The sequence below is a fragment of the Streptomyces sp. NPDC086519 genome (assembly GCF_040686075.1).
GTDB lineage: Bacteria > Actinomycetota > Actinomycetes > Streptomycetales > Streptomycetaceae > Streptomyces > Streptomyces shenzhenensis.
In genome coordinates, this window is the sequence record NZ_JBFBJL010000061.1 from 17,510 (window position 1) to 41,414 (window position 23,905).

At 72.2% G+C, this 23,905-nt stretch carries 16 protein-coding genes and 1 pseudogene; 3 read left to right on the forward strand and 14 right to left on the reverse strand.

The features are described from left to right. Positions 1–41: 41 nt before the first annotated feature. The 7 genes from AB0P24_RS37975 to AB0P24_RS38005 form a co-directional block, all read right to left on the reverse strand. On the reverse strand, positions 42–755 hold the full coding sequence (locus tag AB0P24_RS37975; protein WP_365802205.1) for a hypothetical protein: 714 nt from the start codon (positions 753–755) through the stop codon (positions 42–44). Positions 756–790: 35 nt separating this feature from the next. After that, entirely contained in the window at positions 791–2,995 is a 2,205-nt protein-coding gene (locus AB0P24_RS37980) for a glycoside hydrolase N-terminal domain-containing protein (RefSeq protein ID WP_365802207.1), read from the reverse strand. Then, positions 2,992–4,977 carry a beta-galactosidase gene (locus AB0P24_RS37985; protein ID WP_365802209.1) on the reverse strand — a complete coding sequence of 662 codons (1,986 nt, stop codon included), beginning with the start codon at positions 4,975–4,977 and terminating at the stop codon, positions 2,992–2,994. Before AB0P24_RS37985 ends, AB0P24_RS37980 begins: the two co-directional genes overlap by 4 nt. Beyond that, positions 4,974–5,336, reverse strand: coding sequence for a hypothetical protein (locus AB0P24_RS37990; RefSeq protein WP_365802211.1), 363 nt, complete (start codon positions 5,334–5,336; stop codon positions 4,974–4,976). The genes AB0P24_RS37985 and AB0P24_RS37990 overlap by 4 nt, the downstream gene beginning before the upstream one ends. A 259-nt stretch (positions 5,337–5,595) precedes the next feature. After that, positions 5,596–6,540 carry a carbohydrate ABC transporter permease gene (locus AB0P24_RS37995; protein WP_365802213.1) on the reverse strand — a complete coding sequence of 315 codons (945 nt, stop codon included), beginning with the start codon at positions 6,538–6,540 and terminating at the stop codon, positions 5,596–5,598. Continuing rightward, positions 6,537–7,577, reverse strand: a complete 1,041-nt coding sequence (locus AB0P24_RS38000; RefSeq protein WP_365802215.1) for an ABC transporter permease subunit — start codon at positions 7,575–7,577, stop codon at positions 6,537–6,539. The genes AB0P24_RS37995 and AB0P24_RS38000 overlap by 4 nt, the downstream gene beginning before the upstream one ends. 27 nt (positions 7,578–7,604) lie before the next feature. After that, on the reverse strand, positions 7,605–9,293 hold the full coding sequence (locus AB0P24_RS38005) for an extracellular solute-binding protein (RefSeq protein WP_365802217.1): 1,689 nt from the start codon (positions 9,291–9,293) through the stop codon (positions 7,605–7,607). 350 nt (positions 9,294–9,643) lie between these two features. Here AB0P24_RS38005 and AB0P24_RS38010 point away from each other — a divergent pair, with 350 nt between their 5' ends. Continuing rightward, positions 9,644–12,493 (forward strand): glycoside hydrolase family 3 C-terminal domain-containing protein, encoded by a 2,850-nt coding sequence (locus AB0P24_RS38010; RefSeq protein WP_365802219.1) that lies wholly within the window; start codon positions 9,644–9,646, stop codon positions 12,491–12,493. 157 nt (positions 12,494–12,650) lie between these two features. Here the strand turns inward: AB0P24_RS38010 and AB0P24_RS38015 are convergent, their stop codons facing one another. From AB0P24_RS38015 to AB0P24_RS38035, 5 genes are all read right to left on the reverse strand, one after another. After that, positions 12,651–14,099 carry an aldehyde dehydrogenase family protein gene (locus AB0P24_RS38015; RefSeq protein WP_365802221.1) on the reverse strand — a complete coding sequence of 483 codons (1,449 nt, stop codon included), beginning with the start codon at positions 14,097–14,099 and terminating at the stop codon, positions 12,651–12,653. Between the two features lie 169 nt (positions 14,100–14,268). Further along, positions 14,269–14,766 (reverse strand): hypothetical protein, encoded by a 498-nt coding sequence (locus AB0P24_RS38020; protein WP_365802223.1) that lies wholly within the window; start codon positions 14,764–14,766, stop codon positions 14,269–14,271. A 31-nt stretch (positions 14,767–14,797) separates the two neighbouring features. Continuing rightward, positions 14,798–15,133 (reverse strand): hypothetical protein, encoded by a 336-nt coding sequence (locus AB0P24_RS38025; RefSeq protein WP_365802225.1) that lies wholly within the window; start codon positions 15,131–15,133, stop codon positions 14,798–14,800. A gap of 36 nt (positions 15,134–15,169) precedes the next feature. After that, positions 15,170–16,735, reverse strand: coding sequence for a PucR family transcriptional regulator (locus tag AB0P24_RS38030; protein ID WP_365802227.1), 1,566 nt, complete (start codon positions 16,733–16,735; stop codon positions 15,170–15,172). A 139-nt stretch (positions 16,736–16,874) separates the two neighbouring features. Beyond that, positions 16,875–19,061: an ATP-binding protein gene (locus tag AB0P24_RS38035; RefSeq protein WP_365802229.1), complete on the reverse strand. Its 2,187-nt coding sequence runs from the start codon at positions 19,059–19,061 to the stop codon at positions 16,875–16,877. A 303-nt stretch (positions 19,062–19,364) separates the two neighbouring features. On the opposite strand from AB0P24_RS38035, the gene gabT reads away from it, so the two are divergent. Together gabT and AB0P24_RS38045 are read left to right on the forward strand one after the other, a co-directional pair. After that, positions 19,365–20,699: a 4-aminobutyrate--2-oxoglutarate transaminase gene (gene gabT, locus AB0P24_RS38040; protein ID WP_365802231.1), complete on the forward strand. Its 1,335-nt coding sequence runs from the start codon at positions 19,365–19,367 to the stop codon at positions 20,697–20,699. 222 nt (positions 20,700–20,921) lie between these two features. Next, entirely contained in the window at positions 20,922–21,764 is an 843-nt protein-coding gene (locus AB0P24_RS38045) for a phosphatase PAP2 family protein (RefSeq protein ID WP_365802233.1), read from the forward strand. A 191-nt stretch (positions 21,765–21,955) separates the two neighbouring features. Here AB0P24_RS38045 and AB0P24_RS38050 read toward each other — a convergent pair. Next, a pseudogene (locus tag AB0P24_RS38050) lies at positions 21,956–22,384 on the reverse strand (hypothetical protein); the annotation flags it as partial. 93 nt (positions 22,385–22,477) lie between these two features. Continuing rightward, positions 22,478–23,905: an FAD-dependent oxidoreductase gene (locus tag AB0P24_RS38055; protein WP_365802235.1), complete on the reverse strand. Its 1,428-nt coding sequence runs from the start codon at positions 23,903–23,905 to the stop codon at positions 22,478–22,480.

Sequence of the window (23,905 nt, forward strand, 5' to 3'; positions counted from 1 at the left end):
AGGGGCCGGCCCCGCACCGCGGGCGGGACCGGCCCCGTTGCTCAGCTGCTGCTCACGCTCTCGCTGTTGACGGTGAAGTCCAGCCCGCCGGACGAGGACGTGATCTCGAAGCCGAACTGGAAGTCACCGATGGTGACGTTCCCGAACCAGCCCTTGGTGTCCTTGATCCACTTCAGGATCGGCAGGACGTTGACGGTGCCGGAGGACGAGTTCGAGGTGCGCACGAACGAGAAGACGTCGTTCGAGCCGTTGTTGCCCTTGTAGACGGTCCAGGTGTGGCCGCCCAGGGTCAGCGTGCCCTGCGAGGTGCCGAGCGGGCCGACGGCACCGGTGTGGTTCATCCAGAGCATGATCTCGTACTTGTAGCCCGTGTCCCAGATGTCGTACGACGTGTTGTACGCGCCGGACGACGGGACCGTGACGTTGTAGCTGGTGGAGAGCGAGGAGAGCGAGGTGATCGGCTTGCTGATCAGCGCCTTGGCGTTGGGGTAGGACTTGATGCCGCCGGTGTTGGGGTGGTCGGCCCAGACACCCCAGTTGGTACCGGAGTTGGCCCAGATGCACTGGCTGCCGGCGCCGGAGCCCCAGATGTCGTTGTAGAGGGTGTAGCCGTTCAGCGTGGTGTTGCCCCACTGGTCGCAGGAGCTCCAGACGGCGGCCGAGGCGGGGGCGGAGGCGAGGCCGACGGTCGCGCCGAGGGCGAGCGCGGGGGCTGTCAGGGCCTTGGCGATCCTGGCGAGCGTGCGTGTTGCCATGGTGTCCCTTCCATGGGTGGGGGGAGGTGCGGTGGCTACCACGTCCCCAGGGTGAGGACGTGGTCTTCTCCGGCGACGAGGTCGAGCGGCCGGGTGCCGGAGGAAGTCCACAGGTCGATGCGGAGCGTCCGGTGCGGTTTGAGGACGGCTCGCGCCCCTTGGGGGGTCCAGTCGAGGTCGAGTTCGGCTCCGAAGCGGGTGCGGATGCCGTGGAGGCGGCCCGTTCCCAGGGCGGCCGGTGGCGCCGGGAGCAGGACCAGGCGGTCCGGGGCCGACTGGACGAGGGCTTCGACGAGCACGGCGGGCAGGGTGTGCGCGGCGTCGGCGTTGTAGACGTCGCGGTGCGGGTAGTGGGCGCTCATCAGGGAGGCGTGGAAGAAGTCGCCGTCCAGGACCTGGGCGAGGGCGGCGGCGACCCGCGCGCCGTCCCGCAGTCGGGCCGCGATGAGCGCGTGGTGGAGGTGGCCGTGGGCCGAGTCGTTCTCGGCGCCGCGCAGTTCGAGCGCGCGGTGGGCGGCGGCCGCGAGCTCCGGGGTGTCGTACGGGGTGATCTCGTCGAGCGGCCAGACGCCGTAGAGGTGGCTGAGATGGCGGTGGTCGTAGGTGTCGTCGAGGCCGGGCCAGGCCCATTCGGCGAGCGCCCCGTCGGCGTTGGTGCGGTGCGGGGGCAGCCGGTCGGCGAGGGCGCGCCAGCGGTCGGCGTCCGGGCCCGGGTGGTAGTCGGCCGCGGTGCGCAGGGCGTGCCGGGCGGCGGAGAGGTCCATCGCGGCGTTGATCGCGCCCCAGCTCGCGTTCGCGGGCCGGTTCTCGGGCGAGTAGGAGGGCACGATCACGAGGTGGCCGTCGGCGTCGGTCCGGGTGAGGAAGTCCTCGTAGAACCGGGCGACTTCGGCCAGCGCCGCCGCCGTGCGGGGATCGCGCTCGCCGCGGGTCTCGTCGTGGTCGACGAGCGGCTTGAGCAGCCAGTCGGCGCCGGCCGTCCACAGGTGCAGGGGGTACTCGCGGCTGAAGTGGTAGGCCAGTCCCGAGTCGCCGTCGCTGTGCGCGGGCGCGACCGCGCCCCGGGCGCCGAACACCGCGCGGGCGTTCTCCCGCCAGTCCCCGAGCTGACGCTCGATCAGGGCGGCGCAGGCCTCGGTGACTTCGGGAAGGGCGGCCGCCGCGGCCGAGGCCGTCTGGAGGTTGACGTTGGCGTCGTTGGTGAAGGCGCCGGACCAGGCGGTGTCCCAGTCGCCGGTCCACAGCCCGGTCAGGCGGGGCGGATTGAGGCCGGAGGCGGAGAGCAGGTGGTAGCGGCCGGCGGCGAAGAGCCGTTCCAGGAGGGCGGCTTCGGCGGGCTGTTCGAGCAGCCGGGAGCCGGGGAGGGCGCGGGCGGCCGGGACGGCGGCCAGGTCGAGGGTGACACGGGTGTAGGCGGTGCGGTGCGGGACGAGGTGGCGGGCGAGCAGCGCGTCGTACGAGCGCTGCTCGGCGAGCAGGTCGCCGAGGTCGCGTGCCTCGGCGGTCACGTCGAGCTCGCCGGTGTGGCGGCGGACCCGGGTGAGGAGGAGGACGGACTCGGCGCCGGCGACGCGCACGCCCGGCGGGAGCAGGCCGGTGGTGCCGCCGGTGACGGCGACCAGGGTGACGCCGGTGTAGGCGCGGTCGCTGCCGGGATAGCGGGCGCGGAGGCTGAGCACGGCGCCCTCGGCGGTGCGCAGCGCGCCGTGGCCGACGCCCAGGCCGGGCGGGGCGCCGGGGAGCCGGTGGTCGAGGGCGATGTCGAGGTCGAGGCCGGCGGTGCCGGTGACCTGCTGCACGATCACGTCGTCCGCGCGGGAGACGAAGACCCTGCTGGTCCAGTCGGCGGCGGTGGCGGTGACCTCGCCGGTGGTGAAGTCGACGGAGCGACGGTAGCCGTCGGTCCGTCCCCGCGGCCTGCGCAGCCGGATCTGGAAGGCGGGGTGGAAGGGCTGGACCCACTGCAGCGGGCGGCCGTCGGTGAGACGCTCGGCGGCGTCCCGCTCCCCGGCGAGCAGCCTGTCCTGTACGTCGGCGAGTTCGGCCGCCAGGCGGGGCGGGCGGGCGTGTTCGCCGCCGTTCGGGCGGACGAGGGTGTGCTGGGTGACGATGACACGGTCGTCGTTCGGGTCGCCGAACACCAGGGCGCCGTGACGGCCGTTGCCGCTCAGGAAGGCGTCCTCCCAGCGGGCGGCCGGTGCGGGCTCCCAGGTGCCGTGGACGGGGCCGGTGGCGGTCATGGCGTGAGCACCGCCGCTCCGTAGCGGCCGAGGACGATCTCGTCCGTGACGCTCGTACCGGTCAGCAGATCTCGATGTGTTCCCATGACCGGCACCTTTACCTGATCACACCCGTGGTTGAACAGGAACAGCAGCTCACCCCGGCGTACCGCCTCGACACCCGTCGGCAGCCCGTCCAGCACCGGCCGGACCCCCGCCCCGGCGGCGATCCTGCCGAGCAGCGCCCGCAGCGCCTCCGGTTCCGGCAGCGTGGAGACGTACCAGGCGTGCCCGTTGCGCAGCACGGCCGGCAGCCCGTCGAGTTCGCCACCGCGGTACGGCACCGTCTCCGAGACGCCGGGCGCGGCCTCGATCTCCTCCGACCACAGGGTCCCCCGGAACCCCTCGCACGCGACGGTCTCCCCCGCGTCCAGCGGCCACCACTCGTGCAGGGTGCGGATGCCGAACAGCTCCCGCAGCCGTGCGTCCATGCCGCCGGGCCGGATCCGGTCGTCCTCGTCGGCGACGCCGGTCAGGAAGCCGCTGACCAGGGTGCCCCCGCCGCGGACGTAGGCGAGGAGGTTGTCGATCGCGGCGTCGGTGAGGAGGTAGAGCTGCGGGACGACGACCAGCTTGTAGGAGAGCAGGTCGTGTTCGGGGTGGGCGAAGTCGGTGGTGAGGTTCGCCTCCCACAGCGCCCGGTGCCAGGCGTGCAGGACGTCGGGGAGGTCCACCTCGGTGGAGAGACGGCCCTCGTGGGCACCGGCCCACCAGGAGTGCCAGTCGTGCAGGACGGCGATGTCGGCCCTGACATGACGGCCGATCACCTCAGGTCCCACGGCGGCCAGTTCGGCGCCGAGCTGCCTGACCTCCTGGTACGTACGGCCTTCCTCCCCCGCGTGGCTGATCATCCCGGAGTGGAACTTCTCCGCGCCCTGCCTCGACTGCCGCCACTGGAAGTAGCAGACGGCGTCCGCGCCCCGGGCCACCGCCTGGAGGGACCACTGGCGGTTGAGGCCGCGGGGCTTGGGGTGGTTCACCCCGCGCCAGTTGACCGGCCCGGCGGCCTGCTCCATGAGCATCCAGGGGCCGCGCGCCTGGGAGCGGGTCAGGTCCTGGACGAGCGCGCCGTGCTGGGGGCCGAGAGGATCCCGTGGGTCGGGGTAGAGGTCGACGGAGACGACGTCCTCCTCGGCCGCCCAGCGCCAGGCGTCCTGCCCGATCCACAGCGGCATGAAGTTGGTGGTCACCGGGATGTGCGGGGTGTGCCGGGCGACGATGTCCCGCTCGGCCGTGCAGCACTCCAGGAGCATGTCGGAGGTGAAGCGGCGGAAGTCCAGCACCTGGGTGGGGTTCTTCAGGTAGTGGGCGCGGCGCGGCGGCAGGATGCCGTCCCAGGTGTCGTAGCCCTGGCTCCAGAACGCCGTGCCCCAGGCGGAGTTGAGGGCGTCGAGGGTGCCGTAGCGCTCGCGCAGCCAGCGGCGGAAGGCGGCGGCGGCCTCGTCGCCGTAGTCGAAGGTGCAGTACTCGTTGTTGATGTGCCACATGGTGAGGGCGGGGTGAGCGGCGTAGCGTGCGGCGAGGTCCTCGGTGATGGCGGCGGCGTGACGGCGGTAGGTGGCGCTGGAGTGCGAGAAGTGCTGGCGGCCGCCCCACCACTCGGTGCGGCCGTCGGCGTCCCGGGGCAGGGTGTCCGGGTGCAGCCGCCCCAGCCAGGGCGGCGGTGACGAGGTGGGGGTGGCGAGGACGACGCCGATGCCGTTGCCGTGCATCAGGTCCATGAGCCGGTCCAGCCAGCCGAAGTCCCGCTCTCCCGGCCGTGGTTCGATTCTCGCCCAGGAGAAGACGCCGATGGTCACGGAGTTGACGCCGGCGGCCCTCATCAGCCGGACGTCCTCCTGCCAGGTCTCCTCGGGCCACTGCTCGGGGTTGTAGTCGCCGCCGAAGAGGATCCGGCCGCGGGTGGCGTCACCGAGCCCCGGCCGCTCGCGTCCGGCGGTCATCGGAGGGGGTCCCCGTACCGGATGCCGCGCCCGTCGGCGGCGGTCGCGCCCGGCTCCTTCCCGGCGATGACCGAGTGGGCCGCGACGTGCGCCCCGGTCCGCCGGTCGTCGCCCGAACACGCGCCGATTGCGTGATCGCCCCAGCCGGTGCGCACACCACAGGCCGGCTGGGCGGAGGCCTGTACGAGTCCCGTCGCGTCCCCGCACACGGGGTGCGCGAGGACGCCGGCGACGCATCGGGTGCCGGCGATCACCGCGTTGCGCCGGCGACACTCCTGCGGCCGGGGCTCGGCCGCGTGGGCGGTGAGGGCGGCGGTGGCGGTGCCGGCGCGGACGGTTGTGCGGCTCTGGGTGGGCATGGGGAACCTTCGGTGGGCGTGGGTTGGTAAGTGGTCCGGGGCGGGGGGCCGGGGGGGCGCTTACCGGCTCCGGCAGGGTGCCGCTGCGCCCACCCGTGCCGCCCTGGGGGCACCTCCCAGGCCCTTTGGGCACTGGGGGAGGCACGACTGCCCGCAGCTACGTTTTTTTTTGGGGGGCGCGGGGAACTGCGCGACCAGCCCCCCACCGGCCCGCACTCGCGCGACGCGCCCCCGCCGCCCCCTCAGCGGGCGACGTCGGCTACCCCTTCACCGCCCCGGTCAGCATGCCCTTCTTGAAGTGCTTCTGGACGAACGGGGACAGGACCGCCACCGGCAGCAGGGCCATCACCATCACCGCCATCTGCACCGCGAGTCCCGACAGCTCGCCCGTCTTGATCGCCTGTGCCAGCCCCACCGGGGCCTGCTGCTTCTGGACCAGCTGGATCATGACGTTCTGCAGGGGCATCTTGTTCTGGTCGTTGAGGTACAGGGACGCGTTGAACCAGGCGCTCCAGTAGCCGACCGCGTAGAACAGGGTGATCACGGCCAGCACCGCCCGCGACAGCGGCATGACGATCTGCCACAGGATGCGGAAGTCGCCGGCGCCGTCGATGCGGGCGCTGTCGGTCAGTTCCTGCGAGATGCCCATGAAGAACCCGCGCAGGACGAGGATGTTGAACACGCTCACCGCGCTCGGCAGGATCAGGGCGAGATAGCTGTCGGTCAGGCCCAGGGACTGGACCAGCAGGTAGGTCGGGATCAGGCCGGCGCTGAAGAACATCGTCGCCATCAGCAGCAGCAGGAACCAGCGGTGGCCGAGCGACCCGATGCGGGAGAGGCCGTACGCGCACAGCACCGACACGGTCATCGAGAACAGCGTGCCGACGAGGGTGATCAGGACGGAGATGACCGTGGCCCGGGTGACCTGGCCGCCGCTGAGGAGCTCCCGGTAGGCGACGAAGGTGATGCCCTTGGGGACCATCACCAGCCCGCCCGCCTCGTCGATGGTCCTGGCGGAGGACAGGCTGGTGACCACCACGATCCAGAGCGGGAAGAGGACGCCGAGGCAGGCCAGGGTCAGCACCAGGCCCTTGCCGGCGACGCCGGCTCTGGTCGGTTCCTCCTCCCACACCGGGCGGGACGGCGCGGCCCACCGGGACGGCGGCCGCTCCCGCACGGGCGGTTTGCCGATGACGGCGGTCATTTCTTGTACACCCCCTGCTCGCCCATGAGATGGGCCACCTTGTTGGCGGCGAGGACCAGTCCGAGGCTGACCACGCCCTTGATGAGCCCCGCGGCGGCCGCGTAGCCGAAGTCCTGGTTGCGGACGCCGTTCCACCAGACGAAGGTGTCGAGGACTTCCGAGGCTCCCGGTCCGACGGCGTCGCGCTGGAGAAGGATCTGTTCGAAGCCGACCGTCAGCGCGTCGCCCACCCGCAGGACCAGCAGCAGTGCGATGACCGGGCGCAGGGCGGGCAGCGTGACGTGCCAGATGCGGCGCCAGCGGCCCGCGCCGTCCATGGCGGCGGCCTCGTAGAGGTCCGGGCTCACGGACGCCAGCGCCGCCAGGAAGACGATGATCCCCCAGCCCGCGTCCTTCCAGACGCCCTCCGCCGTGACCAGGAACTTGAAGGTCGACGGGTCGGTCATGATGTCGAGGCCGTCGTAGCCGTGCTGCCGCAGCAACTGCGACAGCACGCCCGCGCCGCCGAAGATCTGCTGGAAGACGGAGATGACCAGCACCCACGAGAAGAAGTGCGGCAGGTACAGGACCGCCTGGGCGATCGCCCGTACCCGGGGCCGGACCACGCTGTTGATGAGCAGCGCGAGGCCGATCGGGATCGGGAAGAACAGCACGAGTTGCAGGAAGAACAGCACCAGGGTGTTCTTCACCGCGTTCCAGAAGGCGGAGTCGGCGAAGATCTGCTGGAAGTTCTCGACGCCCACCCACGCGCTGTGCAGCATGGAGACGATGCCGTTGTCGCTGACGTACGGGTCGTAGTCCTGGAAGGCGACGATGTTGCCGAGGATCGGCAGGTAGTTGAAGACCAGGAGCAGCAGGACCGCCGGCAGGGTCATCAGGATCAGGGCGCGGTCGCGTCTGAATCTCAGGCGCAGGCCGAGCTTCCCGGTCCGCACCCTGCTGCCCGTTCCGGTGGCGCCGCCGGACGCCACCGGAGTCCCCTGCGTACCGTCGTCGTCTGCCTCGGCCCTGCTGCGAGGCACCGTGCTGTGGGACACGGCCGTTCTCCTTGCCTCAGTGCCCGGTCAGCTCGCCGAACCGCTGTCGTCGAGCAGCTTCTGGTACCAGTCGCGCAGCTTGTCGCCGCCCTTGCTCTTCCAGTCCGAGACGGCCTGCTGCATGTCACTGATCTTCTTGCGGCCGCGGGTGATGTCGTCTTCGAGGGTCTCGAAGTTGTCCATGAGGTTGGTGTAGCGGGTCGGCTCGGTGATCATCTGGCCGAAGAAGCTGGACTTCCTGGTGAAGGAGCCCATCCGCTGCTGCCACTCCACCTGGGCCTTGGCGACGTCGGGGAAGTCGGGGTGGGCGATGGTGGCGGCGGGGCTCGCGACCATGACGTAGGCGTTGATGACCTCGTTGTTGCCCCGGGTGGTCTTGGTGGGCACGCCGTCCTTGACGGTGTAGTGGGTGCCCTCGACGCCGTAGTTGGTGGCCATGTACTCCTTGGTGCCGTACGGCGCGGCCGTGACGTTGGCGACGGCCAGCACGTCGTGGATCACGGACGGGGAGGCCTTCTTGTTGACGAAGGCGAAGATGCCGGCCGGCTGTTCGGCCCAGACCTGCGGGTTTCCGCCGTCGTGGCCGTAGACGTCCATGCCCCAGATCTTGAAGTCCGGGTTCTTGGTGGCCTGTTCGGCGGTGCGGCTCCACCACTGGCTGATGTCGTTGGGGTAGATCAGGAACTCGCCGGCGGCGAACTTGGGTCCCGGGTCCGGGGCGTTCTTGCCCAGCATGGCGTCGGGGTGCACGACCCCGGCGGCGAAGAGCTTGCGGGCCCACTCCAGCGCTTCGAGGTACTCGTCGGTCTCGATGCGGTTGATCAGCTTGCCGTCGACGAGGTTCCAGCCGAGCGGCTTCTCGCTGCCGGACAGGACGCCGAACATCTGCCAGGCCGTCCACTTCATGTCCATGCAGGCCCAGCGCTTGGCCTTGGCGTTGGTGATCTCCTTGGCCAGGGAGAGGAACTCGGCGGCCGAGCGCGGGACGTCGTAGCCCTCCTTGTCGAAGACGTCCTTGCGGTAGAGGGGCACGATGTTGGTGACGTACGACGCCGGCATCGGCAGTCCGCGCAGCTTGCCGCCGAAGATGCAGCGCCGCCAGGCGTCGGTCGGGATGGCGGCGAGGTTCGGGTAGTCCTTGACCTTGTCGCCCGACAGGTACGGGCCGAGGTCGGCGAACTTGCTGATGATGGCGGTGGGGATCTTGCCGCCCATGTTCCAGTTCGGGATGACCACGACGTCCGGGACATCGCTGGAGGCGAGGACCGCGCCGAGCTTCTGGTCGTAGGTGTTGCCGTCCTGGTTCTGCCACTCGACGTCGACGCCGATCATGTCGTTCATCGCGTTGTAGTAAGGGTTGTCCTGCTTGGGCGGGGAGCCCCAGAACGGCGACATGATGGTGACCTTGCCGCCCTTGCCGAGCTTCTTCGGGACCGAGGTCTTCAGGGTCGCCAGGTCGAGCTTGCTGGTGAAGCCGATCGCCGAGCCGTTCTTCGACGGGATGTCCGGGGCCACCACGTTGTTGGCGACGTAGGCCGGCAGCAGCTTCTTCGCGTCCTTGCCCGACGAGGAGCCCCCTCCTGATCCGCTGTCCGACGCCCCGCAGGCGGCGAGCAGCGGCATCCCGCCGGCCACCGCTGCGGTGGCGACTGCCGTGGAGGCGAGGAAACTTCTCCGGCTCGGCCCGGAGGGGGCGGAAGCGGCGTTCGGCGTCATTGCGTCAACCCTTCATGGCGCACCAGGACACCCGGCGGTGGCCGTCGGCTGCGGTGTCTCGAGTGGAACTGGCTGAGCTGAAGCGGTGCTCCGACCCGTGCCACGCGTCCCTGGAAGGAACCGGACGGTCTGTTCGACTAGTCGAAGCGCTTCGATGTTGCTGCGAGGTTAAGTGAACACCCGGGGGTGCACAAGGGTCGCTCCCAAGATTCCTCCGTGGTGCGGACCATGACCTGTTCGTATGCGCCACTTGAAATATCGGTGAGCGTCTCTTGACACCCGCCCCTGTACGCAATGAGCATCGAAGCGCTTCGAAAGGCCTCGCCGCTCCATCGCAAGGGGAACCGCACGTGACCGCAAAAACGCCGCCCGCGCCGCCTTTCCGCGATCCGCACCTGCCGTTCGCGAAGCGCATCGACGATCTGCTGGCGCGGCTCACCCTGGACGAGAAGGTCGCCTTCCTGCACCAGTTCGCACCGCCCGTCGAGCGGCTGGGCATCGCCGCGTTCCGCACCGGCCAGGAGGCCCTGCACGGGGTGGCCTGGATGGGGCCCGCGACGGTGTTCCCGCAGGCGGTGGGGCTCGGCGCGACCTGGAACCCGGATCTGGTACGGCGGGTCGGCGAGGCCGTGTCCAAGGAGGTCCGGGCCATGCGGGCCCGCGACGACCGGGTCGGCCTCAACGTCTGGGCGCCGACGGTGAACCTGCTGCGCCACCCGCTCTGGGGGCGCAACGAGGAGGGCTACTCCGAGGACCCGAAGCTCACCTCCGCCATCGCCACCGCCTACACCCGCGGCCTGCGCGGCGACCACCCGGTGTACTGGCGCACGGCCCCCGTCCTGAAGCACTGGCTGGCCCACAACAACGAGACGGACCGGGCCACTTCCTCCTCCTCGGTGCGCCCGCGGGTGCTGCACGAGTACGACCTGCGCGCCTTCCGGGAGACCGTGGAGGCGGGCGCGGTGGCCGGGGTGATGCCCGCGTACAACCTGGTCAACGGCCGCCCCAACCACGTCTCCCCGTACCTGCGCGAGCAGTTGCGCACCTGGACCGGCGAGGAGCTGCTGGTCTGCTCGGACGCCGGCGCGCCCAGCAACCTGGTCGATCACGAGCACTACTTCGCCACGCACGAGGAGGCCACCGCGGCCGCCCTCCTCGCCGGGGTCGACAGCTTCACCGACCACGGCACGGACAGTTCGGTCATCGTCGCCCGGATCCGGGGCGCCCTGGCACAGGGCCTGCTGACCGAGGCCGACATCGACACGGCCGTGCGCCGCCAGCTCTCGGTCCGTTTCCGCCTCGGCGAGTTCGACCCGGACGACGGCCCGCACCTGAACACCGCCGAGTTCGACACCCCGGCCCACCGGGCGCTCGCCCAGGAGGCGGCCGAACAGGCGGTCGTCCTGCTCAAGAACGACGGCGACCTGCTGCCGCTCGCGGCCGACGCCCGGATCGCCGTGGTCGGTCTGCTCGCCGACGAGTGCAAACTCGACTGGTACAGCGGCACCCTGATCCACCGCTCCACCCCGCTGGAGGGCCTGTACGAGCGGTTCGGCGCGGAGCGCGTGGAGTTCGCGGAGGGCGTGGACCGGGTCCGGCTCAGGCTCGCGGACGGCACCTTCCTCCAGGTGCCGACCGCCCCCGAGGCCGCCGACGAGGTGCGCGGCGCGGCGGGCGCCCTGGATCCGGCGCTGCTCGCGGGCCGCACCGATCTGCCCCCGCTGACCACCGGCACCACCGGCACCGAACTCGCCCTCGCCGACTGGGGCGAGGGGGTGCTGACGCTGCGCGCCCCGGACGGCCGCTATCTCTCCGTCGCCGAGGACGGCTTCGTCCGTGCCGCCGCGGACCAGCCCGGCGGCTGGGTCGTCCAGGAGACGTTCCGCCTGGAACCCCACGAGAACGGTCACCTCCTCAGACACCTCGGCACGGGTCGCCATGTCTCGGTCGCCGCCGACGGCGTGCGGGTTGCCGAGGAAGCCGAGGAAAACGCCTCGGTCTTCGAACTGATCATCGCCGAGCGGGGTGAGGACGCCGTGACCAGGGTGGCCGCCGCGGCCGACGTGGTCGTGGTGGTCGCGGGCAACGACCCGCACATCAACGGCCGCGAGACCGAGGACCGTACGACCCTGGCCCTGCCCCCGCACCAGGAACGCCTCCTGCGTGCCGCCCGCGCCGCGAACCCGGACACGGTGCTGGCGCTGGTGTCGTCGTACCCGTACGCGGTGGACGTGGCCCGGCTGCCCGCCGTGCTCTGGACGGCCCACGGCGGCCAGGCGGCCGGCACCGCCCTCGCCCGGGTGCTGGCCGGCGACGTCTCACCGGCCGGCCGGCTCCCGCAGACCTGGTACGCCTCCGACGCCGACCTGCCCGGCCTGCTCGACTACGACGTGCTGGGCGCCCGCCAGACGTACCTCCACTTCGAGGGCACCCCGCTCTTCCCGTTCGGCCACGGCCTGTCCTACGCGTCCTTCTCCTACGCGGACCTGGCCACCGAGGTGGCGGACGGAACGCTCCGCGTCTCCTGCACGGTCGCCAACACCGGCGACGTACCGGCGGACGAGGTGGCCCAGCTCTACACCCGGGCCGTCGAACCGTCCTCGCCGCGCCCGCGCCGCGAACTCCTCGCCCACCGCAGGATCACCCTGCGCCCCGGCGAGCGGGCCGGTCTGACCTTCGACGTACCGCTCCGCGCCTTCGAGTTCTGGGACGTGACGCGGGACGGCTGGCGGCTGGAGCGCGGCCCGTACGCCGTGCTGGTCGGCGCGTCCTGCGAGGACGTCCGGCTGCGTACGACCGTGGTCCTGGAGGGCGAGCCGGCGGCGCCGCGGCCCGCCGCCGGACACGGCCTGGCGGCGGCCGGCTTCGACGAGCAGTCGGGCATCGCGATCGTGGACCGCACGAGGACGGAGGGCGACGCGGTCACCCCCGAGGACGGCGGTTCAGGCGAACTCGTCTACCGCAGCTGCGACTTCGGCACCGGGGTCACGGCGGTGACCGTGCGGGTGGCGGGTTCGGGCACGCTGGAACTCTCCCTGGACGGCGGCCCGTTGCTGGCGGCGCTGACGCTCGCCGAGCCGACGCCGGATCCGTACACGTACACCTCGCTCACCGCCGGCATCGTCGCCGAGGGCGTCCAGGACGTCCGCATCAGACTGCGCGGCCCGCTGCGGCTCGCGCACGTCGGCTTCTCCGGTTGAGGGTCCGGAGCGGCCGGCACGAGGCAGGGGCCCGGCACCGGAAGGCATCCGGTGCCGGGCCCCTGCGTGAAGACAGGGCCCGTCGACTGGAGACGGCCGCAGCCCCCGCACAGCGGGCTGCGGCCGTCCCGGCACGCTCGGACCTGTCCGTGGCAGGTCAGAGGGCGAGGCCGGTGAGGACCAGGACGCGCTCGTAGGTGTAGTCGTCCATCGCGAACCTGACACCCTCGCGGCCGACGCCGGACTGCTTCACGCCGCCGTACGGCATCTGGTCGGCGCGGTAGGAGGGGACGTCGCCGATCACGACACCGCCGACCTCGAGGGCGCGGTGGGCGCGGAAGGCGAGCTGGAGGTCGTGGGTGAACACGCCCGCCTGGAGGCCGTACTTGGAGGCGTTGACGGCGGCGAAGGCCTCGGCCTCGCCGTTCACCTTCTGCACGGTCAGGACGGGTCCGAAGACCTCCTCGCAGGAGATGGTGGTGTCCTCGGGGACGTCGGTGAGGACGGTCGGCGCGTAGCTGGCGCCGTCGCGGTCGCCGCCGGTGACCAGGGTGGCGCCGGCCTCGACGGCCTCCTTCACCCACGCCTCGACCCGCTCCGCCGCCGCCTCGCTGACCAGCGGGCCGACGTCGGTCCTGTCGTCGGCGGGGTCACCGGTGACCTGGGCCTCGACGGCGGCGACGATGCGCGGCAGGAGCCGGTCGTAGACGGCGGCGTCGGCGATGACCCGCTGCACGGAGATGCAGGACTGGCCGCCCTGGTAGTTGGAGAAGGCCGCGATGCGGGTGGCGGCCCAGTCGAGGTCGGCGTCGCTCGCGTAGTCGCCGAGGACGACGGCCGCGCCGTTGCCGCCGAGCTCCAGGGTGCAGTGCTTGCGGGGCACCGAGTCCATGATCGAGTAGCCGACCTTCTCGGAACCGGTGAAGGAGATGACCGGGAGACGCTCGTCCTGGACGAGGGCGGCCATCTTGTCGTTGGCGACCGGGAGGATCGACCAGGAGCCGGCCGGGAGACCGGTGGTCTCGGCCAGCAGGTCGCCGATGATCAGGCCCGACAGGGGCGTGGCCGGGGCCGGCTTCAGGATGATCGGCACACCGGCCGCTATCGCCGGGGCGATCTTGTGGGCGCACAGGTTGAGGGGGAAGTTGAAGGGCGCGATGCCGAGGACGACGCCCTTCGGGAACCGGCGGGTGAGCGCGAGGCGGCCCTGACCGCCGAGGTCGGTGTCGAGGCGCTGGGCCTCGCCGCCGTTGAAGCGGCGGGCTTCCTCGGCCGCGAACCGGAACACGGACACGGCGCGCCCGACTTCCCCTCGGGCCCACTTGATCGGCTTGCCGTTCTCGGCGGAGATCAGCTGGGCTATCTCCTCGGCGCGCTCGGCGAGACGGCGGCTGACGTGGTCGAGGGCGGCGGCGCGTACGTGGGCCGGGGTGGCGGCGAACTCGTCCCGTACGGCGTACGCGGCGGCGACGGCTTCCTCGACCTGGGCGTCGGTAGGCACGCTGACCTTGCCGACGAGACGGGCGTCCCACGGGTTGGTGACGTCGAAGGTGGCCTCGCCGGTGACCTGGCGGCCGGCGAGCCAGAAGGCGGTGGTGGAAGTCATGTCGGTCCCGGCCCTTCCGTGTTTCGGGGTGTGCTGTCCTTGGTGTTCGGGTCCACGGTAGGGCGGGAGCCGCCGGGGAGCTTTTGTCCTGGCCGTACGGGTGCGGGGCGGCGGTACGCCGGTTTGGCGTGGTGGGGGGGGCGGCGACAGCAGCTCGGCGGGAAGCGGATCAGGACTGGGTCTGGCGGACGGCCGCGGTCAGGGCCTCCCGGAGGCGGTGGCCGGCGGGATCGTCCCCGGCCGGAACGTGGTAGGCGGCGCCTTCCGGGAAGCGTGACCAGTGGGCCCACACCGAGAATCCGGAGTCGAGTACCTGGTCGCGGGCGCCCGACGGGAGCCGTGGGTGGCCATGCGTTCTCATGGTGGACAGCGGTGCGGACAGCACGGTGGTGCCGCGGTGCTCCCCGTGGGTGAGCACGACGAGGTGCCGGGCGGTGAGCACGGCGACGCTGACCGATTCGGCGTCCCTGTCGGCGCTGCCGGTGAGTCTCGCGAGCAGGCCGTTGCGGTAGAGCCGGCGGCTGCGCGTGCGGCAGCACAGCACGGTGTCCCACGGTTCCGGCAGTCCGTACTCCTGGACGTGCGAGGAGATCGCCGTGCGGAACGCCGTGGGGAGCTGTGGGTAGGGCACTTCCTCGCTGCTGCGGTCGTAGAGCTTCTTGGTCATGTCGTCCTCCCTGGTACGCGGTCCGCCGCGGTCATCCGGCGGGCGGGAGGGTGCCGTCACGCAGCCACCGGGCGCCCTGGCGGCTCAGCATCACCCAGTCGCCGTCGGCGCCGGCGTCGAGGTCGTCCACCAGGATCATCCGGTGCCGCAGCCACGCCACCGCCTCGCTGATCGCCCGCATCGCCTCCGGTGCCTTGCGGTAGTCCCGGCGGATCCGCCGCACCCAGTTCTGCACGCTCGGCGAGCTGTCCCCCGGCTTGATCAGATCGTTCAGGACGCTGCGGGCCAGGGTCTCCAGCGGCAGGGCCGCCATCTGCTCGGCCGAGAGCGACGAGAGGGCGGGCGCGCGCCCCGGTATGCCTGTCATGGGCAGGAAAATAGCCCAAAGATCGGCACGTCGGGGTTACTCCGCCGATGTCGCCTTGAGGGCCAGCCACAGCTCCATGCGGACGTCGGGGTCGTCCAGGGACCGGCCGAGGATCTCCTCGACCCGCCGCATCCGGTAGCGGAGCGTGTGGCGGTGGACCCCGAGGTCGGCCGCCGCCGCGTCCCACTGACCGTGCCGCGAGAGCCATGCCCGGAGGGAAGCGACGAGGTCTCCCCTGCCGGTCGCGTCGTGCTCGTACAACGCCCGCAGCAGACCGTCGGCGAACGCCTTCACCGCGTCGTCGGCGAGCAGGGGAAGGACCGAGCCGGAGGCCAGCTGGTCGTGCTCGACCAGCGTCCGGCCCCTGCGCCGGGCCACGGACAGCGCCTGCTCGGCCTGTTTGTAGGCGGCCGCCGCGGCGATCGGGCCGGACGGGGCGGAGAGGCCGACGACCAGGTCGTCGGGCTCCGCGGCCGCCTGCTCCCGCACCGCCCGCGCCGCCTCCCGCGTGGCCGCGTACTCGGCGCACGCCGCCACCGCCGCGCCCCCGTCCGCGGCCAGCACCACCAGCCGCTCCCCCTCGGGCACCACCAGCACCGCCTCCCCGGCACGGGCCGCGGCCGACTCCACCGCCTCCGTGAGGCCGGCCAGCAACTCGCCTCCCGCGTCCGCGACGACCATCCGGAACGGGGCGTCGAGCAGGCGCCCGTACAGGTCCCCGGCGACCGCGCGCGCGTGGTCCGGTTGCCCGGCGAGCAGCATGCGCAGCACCGCCGCCCCGACCCGCTGCTCGGCCGCGTGGAGGGAGCGGGAGCGTTCCGTCGTGAGGGTGAGCAGCGCGATGGCGGAGTGCACGGCATAGCGCTCCGCCGTGCCGAGCGCCGACGCCGTGCCGACCGCCAGGGCCGCTCGCGGGCGGCGGCCGGTGCCGAGCGAGTGGAGTTCCACCCGGTCCTCGTTGTCGGGGCCGCCGACCACCGAGGACGCCGGTGCCGGGCGCTCCCGCAGGCGCTCCACCTCCGCCGTCAGGCGGGCCGCCCGGCGTCCCGCCCACTCCGGTGCCGTCGCGACGACCGCGCCGGACGCGTCGTACAGCGCCGCCCAGCCGTCCACCTGTGCCGCGAGCGCGGTGAGCAGCCCCTCCGGGCCGGCGTTCAGCGCCTGCCTGGTCAGTTCGCGCTGGGCGGCGAAGCCCGCCGTCACCGCCCGGTACTGGTCGGCCGCGATCGCCGCCGAGACCGCCTTGCTGATGGCGAGGAAGGGGGTGCGGCGCGGTACCTCCAGCAGGGGCAGTCCCTCGTGTTCGGCCGCGTCGACCAGGGCCTTGGGGATCTCGTCGTAATTGACCCCCACGGCGAAGCCGAGGCCCACCACACCGGCTCCCACCAGACGCTTCACGTACTTGCGCATCGCCTGCGGATCCTCCGCGTCCAGCTTCAGCGCGGTGATCAGGAGCAGTTCCCCGCCCTCCATGTACGGCACCGGATCGGCGAGTTCGCTGACATGGGCCCAGCGCACGGGCACGTCGAGGCGGTCCTCGCCCGCGCGCACGGTCAGTTTGAGCGCGGAGTGGTGGACGAGCGAGGCGAGCGTCGGTGGCATGAGGCCGTCAGGTCTTCTCTTCGGTCGTGAGCGTCGCAGGCGCCGTGGGCGTCGTGGCCAGGGCGGCGTCCTTTGGCCGTCTCGTATGAACGGTCTCTGTCGATTCTGCCTCACTGTACGGTCACGTGCGGCCCGGTGTTCAGAGCCGGCCGCCGCTCCTGAGGTCCACCAGCAGCGGGGGCGCGTGCTCGCCCTTGACCGTCGTCAGGGAGAGGACCGCGTGGCCCGGTGGCACGCCGTGGGCGAGCTCGGAGGCCGACCAGCGCTCGCGCTCCACCTGCCGGACGGTGACCGCCCGCGCCGTGGGCGCCTTGCCGGTGATCACCCGGCGTACGACGTGCAGCGCCTTGCCCGCCGGGGTCTCCGCGATGATCTGGCGGTCGGTGACGTCCCGGGCCTCGGTCCACTCCTTGCCCCAGACCTCGGCGAAGTCCTGCCCGTCCCAGGGGGTGAGTCCGGCGAAGGCCATCCTGCAACCGGTGGCGCCCAGGAGCGGGCCGCGCAGCGGGCGGGGTACGTCGTCCAGGGTGCGCAGGGTCAGCGCGACGCCCGCGTTGGCGGAGCGCAGGCGCTGGATGGCGCGGACCGCCTCCGGGGTCACCACGCCCGTCGCGTCGTCCAGGAGCAGGCAGGAGAAGAGCGAGCGGTCCTCCCGTACCGACACGGTCGCGGTGAACTGGGCGAGCACCAGGCGGGCCAGGATGCGGGAGGCGTCCGCGTGGCCGCGCTCGGGCAGGTCGATGCGGACCCGGACCGGGTGGTCGAGGGCCTTGAGGGAGAAGGGGCGGGACCGGCCGGAGGTGTCGAAGAAGCCGGCGAAGGCCGGGCGGTCCAGGAGGGCGATGCGGTCGGCCAGGACCCCGCCGACGTCCCCCGGCTGTCCCATCTGGCGCTCCCGCGCGTCGAGTTCGCGCAGCAGCGACTCGTGACCGGTCTCGGTCAGCCCCGTGCGGAGCGCGGCGAGCGGGCCGGGGGCGCCGTCGAGGAGCCGGCGGAGTTCGGGGACGGAGGGGAAGCGGCCGTGCACCGCCTTGAACGGGCCGATCAGCTGCGCGAGGACGGTGGTGGAGCGGCGGCTGTCGCTGCCGGGGTGCGGGTCGGCGAGGTCGCCGACGAGGGCCTCGGCGAGTATGGCGGCGGCCTCGTCGGGGTCGGTGGTGCCGCCGTACAGGTCGAGGTCGTAGACGGACTCGGGGTGGGCGATACGGACGACGACGTCGTAGGCGTCGGCGGGTCCGAGGCCGGCGCCGGCCGCGCCGACGACGACCACGGAGGCGCGGCCGGCGAGGGCGTGCAGGCAGAGTGACTCGGCGAGCGGGCGGACCAGGCTGCCGGTCTTGCCGGTGCCGGCCGGCCCGACGGCGAGCAGGGAGGTGCCGAGCAGTTCGGGGCCGAGGGCGAGGCCGGCGCCCCGGTACTGGTAGGGGTTGCGGGGGTCGTCGGCCGTGGTGCCGAGCCGGACCTGGCCGGTGAACAGGTCGTGGCGGGCGTGCCGGGCGGGCAGGTCGCGTTCGCCGGAGGGGTGCGGGCAGGCGGCGGCGCCGTCCTTGACCACGGCGGCGGTGAAGGTGGCCATGCTGTGCCGGCCGCTCCGTACGCCCTGCCAGGCGCGGGCGATCCGGGCGTGGTCCACGTCCCGCATCAGCCCGCTCCGCGCCTCCCCGGCAAGCCGGTCGGCGGCCTCGGGCGCTCCGGCGGCACGGAGGTGAGGCCACTGGGCGGGGTCCTCCTCCGGCGCCGGGGGCTCCAGCCGGGTCAGCGCGGGCCTGAACCGAGGCGCCACGAACCGCCGCCACACCTCGCCCCAGCGGCCGAGCCTGCCCACCACGAGCATGATGGTGAGGGCGACCAGGTAGGTGTACCCCTCGTAGATGAAACGGCTCGCGGTCGGTGAGATCGTGGCGTTCTGGCCCTGCCATGAGGCGGGAAGAAGCAGTTGGAGCGGCAGCCCCCACCACGCCCCCAGATAGCCGTGCGTGAGCAGGGACCAGACCAGCCAGCCCACCAGGAAGGCGATCAGGGCGCCGCTGAGCAGTTGCCGTGTGGGCAGTTCCTCGGGCTCCCGTTCCGCCCGCGGCCGGTACCCGATCCGCCACACCCCCGGCGCCGCCTCCGGCCTGGGCGCCCGCAGCCACGTCAGGAACGCCGAGCCGTCCGGCAGCGGCGGCACCGTCGGCGGTGCCGTCGGGCGCGGGGGCACCGCGGGCGCCTCGACCGGCATCGCGGGCACCTCGGTGGGCGTCGCGTCCGCGTCCCGTGGCCCCGCCGGTCGCGGCACAGGATTCGCATGCGTACGCCGCGTGTCCCGCGTCCCGTCGCTGTCCATCGCTCTCGCTCCCTGACCAGCCGTTCCGTCCACCGTCAGCGGCCAATCTAACGCCCTTACAAGGGGAGTTCACCGCTTACGCGGCCGAGGAGCGGTGAAGGCCGGACACCGGGCGCCCGACCCCACTATGTCCATCACGGACAACAACACTCCCCGACAACGCCCACATGGAGCATGCCCACCTCTCACAGCCAGCCCTAGCCTGCGAAGAAAGAAGGAAAGCGTCCGAAAACGCACCACCGGAGCAACCGAACGGAACGCGCCCGGCACGCATCGGTTCGCACCACTCATCAGGGAGCCCCCATGACCGCACTTCCGCAGGAGCGCCGCGTCGTCACCGCCATCCCCGGCCCGAAGTCGCAGGAGCTGCAGTCCCGCCGTCTCGCCGCGGTGGCGCAGGGGGTGGGCTCGGTGCTGCCCGTCTTCACCGCGCGCGCGGGCGGCGGCATCATCGAGGACGTCGACGGCAACCGCCTCATCGACTTCGGTTCCGGCATCGCCGTGACCTCCGTCGGCGCCTCCGCCGAGGCCGTCGTACGCCGGGCGAGCGCCCAGCTGGCCGACTTCACCCACACCTGTTTCATGGTCACCCCGTACGAGGGCTACGTGGCGGTCGCCGAGGCCCTCGCGGAGCTCACCCCGGGTGACCACGCCAAGAAGTCCGCGCTGTTCAACTCCGGCGCCGAGGCCGTCGAGAACGCCGTGAAGATCGCGCGCGCCTACACCAAGCGCCAGGCCGTCGTCGTGTTCGACCACGGGTACCACGGGCGGACCAACCTCACGATGGCGCTGACCGCCAAGAACATGCCGTACAAGCACGGCTTCGGTCCGTTCGCCCCCGAGGTGTACCGCGTGCCGGTCGCCTACGCCTACCGCTGGCCGACCGGCCCGGAGAACGCCGGCCCCGAGGCCGCCAAGCAGGCCATCGACCAGATCAGCAAGCAGGTCGGCGCCGACAACGTCGCCGCGGTCATCATCGAGCCGGTGCTCGGCGAGGGCGGCTTCATCGAGCCGGCCAAGGGCTTCCTGCCGGCGATCCGGCAGTTCGCCGCCGACAACGGGATCGTCTTCGTCGCGGACGAGATCCAGTCCGGGTTCTGCCGGACGGGTCAGTGGTTCGCGTGCGAGGACGAGGGCATCGTCCCGGACCTGATCACCACGGCCAAGGGCATAGCGGGTGGTCTCCCCCTCGCCGCCGTGACCGGCCGCGCCGAGATCATGGACGCCGCGCACGCCGGCGGCCTCGGCGGCACCTACGGCGGCAACCCGGTCGCCTGCGCCGGTGCGCTCGGGGCCATCGAGACCATGAAGGAACTCGACCTCAACGCCAAGGCGCGGCAGATCGAGGCGATCATGAAGCCCCGCCTCACCGCCATGGCCGAGAAGTTCGACATCATCGGCGACGTCCGCGGCCGGGGCGCGATGATCGCCATCGAGCTGGTCAAGGACCGCGCCACCAAGGAGCCGAACCCGGAGGCCACCGCGGCCCTCGCCAAGGCCTGCCACCAGGAGGGACTGCTGGTCCTGACCTGTGGCACCTACGGCAACGTGATCCGCTTCCTGCCTCCGCTCGTCATCGGCGAGGACCTCCTCAACGAGGGCCTCGACATCGTCGAGCAGGCCTTCGCGCGGATCTGAGCCACAGGCTTCTCGCCGTCGGCACAAAGGAGATCGAACCCGCGTGCCACCACCGCCCCGCCCCTCCCACCTGGCGTGATGTGGGGGGCTGGGGCGGCGCTCGTCAGGCCGTGTGAAGAAGGTGTGCGAGGTGCATGGCGGGACGCGATTCCGCCTGTCGCCGCACCGGCCCCTGCCGTAGGTTCTACCCAGATGAGAGATACACCCCGCCCACGGGGGACTGTGGGCGATTTCAGGACGGGGCCTCCCCAGCTTCGACCTGGTCGTGCCCTCGCGCACACAACCGGTGCCTCCGGCCCCGGATCTCCTCACCGATCGGACAGCCGCCCGCCCCAAACCCCCCGGGGCGCGCGGCATTCCGATCCGGACGGCCGCCCCGGAACCACCCCCCCTGTTCCGGGGCGGCCGACCTCCTTCCTCCACTTTCCCCTTGTGGGACTCCTGGGACTTCTGGGCCTGCCGGCCCTTCTGTTCGCGCTGATCACCTGGCAGGTCGTGGCCCACGGCCCCCTGCTCCGCCTGGACAGCCGCCTGAGCAGCGCACTCGTCCACCCGGACCGGTTCTCCGAGCTTCTCGCCGACCTCGGGAACGTGCAGATCGCGGTCCCGGTCCTGGTGCTCGTCATCGGCTACGTCGCCTGGCGCGGCCGAACCGCCGGTACAGACCGCTGGTGGCTGCCGCCCACGGCCGCCGCCGTCCTGATGGCCCTGGTCCCGGCGATCATCGTGCCGCTCAAGGACTGGACCGCCCGCCCGGGCACTCCGGTGGTGCCCCCGGCGGTCGGCTACTTCCCCTCCGGCCACACGGCGACGGCGGCGATCGCGTACGGCTCCGCGACCCTGCTCCTCCTCCCCTGGCTCGTCTCCGCCGCCGCCCGCCGGACCGCCGCCGCCGGCTGCGCGGCACTCGTCCTCGGCGTCTCCTACGGCCTGGTCCGCCGCGGCTGGCACTGGCCGCTGGACGTGGTGGCCAGCTGGTGCCTGGCCACTGTCCTGCTGACGGCACTGGGACTGCTGCTCACCCGAAACACGCGTCGGAGTTCACCCCCACCGCCAGCTGCCTGAGGTCGCCCTCGGGCCCGCGGACCACGGCGAATCGTCCTGCCCCGCCCCTGTCCGCCCCTTTCCGTCCCCGCCCGTCCCCGCCCGCGCTCCGCGGACGCGCCGCGTAGAGCCGCGGGGAACCTCGCGAACAGCCCCCGCTCACCCGCGCCCGGCCGACCCCCTCGCGCGAACGGCGCCTCGCCGTCGGCCGGCCCCGCCGCCGCCTCATGCATGGCGAGCTCCAGCAACGCCGGATCCGTCAGCGTCCCCGACCCGTCCGGCACCACCAGCCACCGCACCCCCTGCGTCGCCCGCCCGGGATACGGCACGACGATCCAGGTGCCGGCACCCGCCGTGCGGATCCCCGTGCCGAGCCAGCGGGCGGCCGTGCCGGGCGGCACGAAGAAGCCCACCCGGTCGTCCCCGAAGTCGACCAGGACGGGCCCCGGCCGGTCGAGGACGCGGGTGAGCACGTCGAGGGTCGGATATCCGAGCGCACTCGGCAGGATCAGTACGTCCCAGGCCCTGCCGGCAGGCAGCAGCGCGATCCCCAGCGGGTCGCGCTCCCATTCCCGGCGGCAGGCTCTGGGGTCCGGTGCGACGGATGCCAGCCACTCGACCGCCGTCTGCGCCTCAGTCATCAGAAGACCTCCCCAGCTCACGCGTGGACGCGGGCGTCGCGTCACGGAGAGAGAGGGAGGTCTCCCGGGAGCATTACGCGGGTTTCGCCGGGCTCAGCTGTCGAAGCCGAGCCCCAGCCGGTCCATCGCCCGCAGCCACAGGTTGCGGCGGCCGCCATGGGCGTCGGCGCGGGCCAGCGACCACTTGGTGAGCGCGATCCCGGTCCAGGCGAACGGCTCGGGCGGGAACGGCAGCGGCTTCTTGCGGACCATCTCGAGCCGGGTGCGCTCGGTCTCCTCCCCGGCCAGCAGGTCCAGCATCACGTCGGCCCCGAAGCGGCTGGCGCCGACGCCGAGGCCGGTGTAGCCCGCCGCGTACGCCACCTTCCCCTGGTGCGCGGTGCCGAAGAACGCCGAGAAGCGGGAGCAGGTGTCGATGGCGCCGCCCCAGGCGTGCGTGAAGCGGACGCCCTCCAGCTGCGGGAAGCAGGTGAAGAAGTGCCCGGCGAGCTTGGCGTAGGTCTCCGGGCGGTCGTCGTACTCACGGCGCACCCGGCCGCCGTAGTGGTGGATGGCGTCGTAGCCGCCCCACAGGATGCGGTTGTCGGCCGAGAGGCGGAAGTAGTGGAACTGGTTGGCGGAGTCGCCGAGACCCTGCCGGTTCTTCCAGCCGATCGCGCCGAGTTGCTCGGCGCTGAGCGGCTCGGTCATCAGGGCGTAGTCGTAGACCGGCACGGTGTAGGCGCGGACCCGCTTGAGCAGGTTCGGGAAGATGTTGGTGGCGAGCGCGACCTGCCGGGCGCGGACCGAGCCGTACGGGGTGCGTACGGCCATGCCGGCGCCGTACACCCGCAGGGCGAGGGCGGGTGTGTGCTCGTACACCCGGACGCCGAGGGCGAGGCAGGCCCGCTTGAGGCCCCAGGCGAGCTTGGCCGGGTGCACCATGGCCACGCCACGACGGTCGTACAGGCCCGCCTCGAAGGTGGGCGAGGCGACCTGCTCGCGCACCGCGTCGGCGTCGAGGAACTCGATGCCGTCCGCGAGGCCCTGCCGCTCCAGTTCCTGGTGCCAGTCGCGCAGCGCCCAGGCCTGGTAGGTCTCGGTCGCGACGTCGATCTCGCCGGTGCGTTCGAACTCGCAGTCGATGCCGTGCCGGGCGACGGCGCCCTCGATCTCGTCGAGGTTGCGCCGGCCCAGCTCCTGCAGTCGGTGGATCTCCTCGGGCCAGCGGGCGAGGCCGTTGGGCAGCCCGTGGGTGAGGGAGGCGGCGCAGAAGCCGCCGTTGCGGCCCGAGGCGGCCCAGCCCGCCTCGTGGCCTTCCAGCAGGACCACATCGCGCCCGGGGTCGCGCTCCTTGGCGTTGAGCGCGGTCCACAGTCCGCTGTAGCCGCCGCCGACGACCAGCAGGTCGCAGGTGTCGGCGCCGGTCAGCGCGGGCTCGGGGTGGGGCTTGCCGGGGTCTTCCAGCCAGTACGGGACCGGCTGTGCTTCGGAGAGAGACCTGGTCCAATTTGCCTGACGGCTCATGGCGCTCGGGGCCAT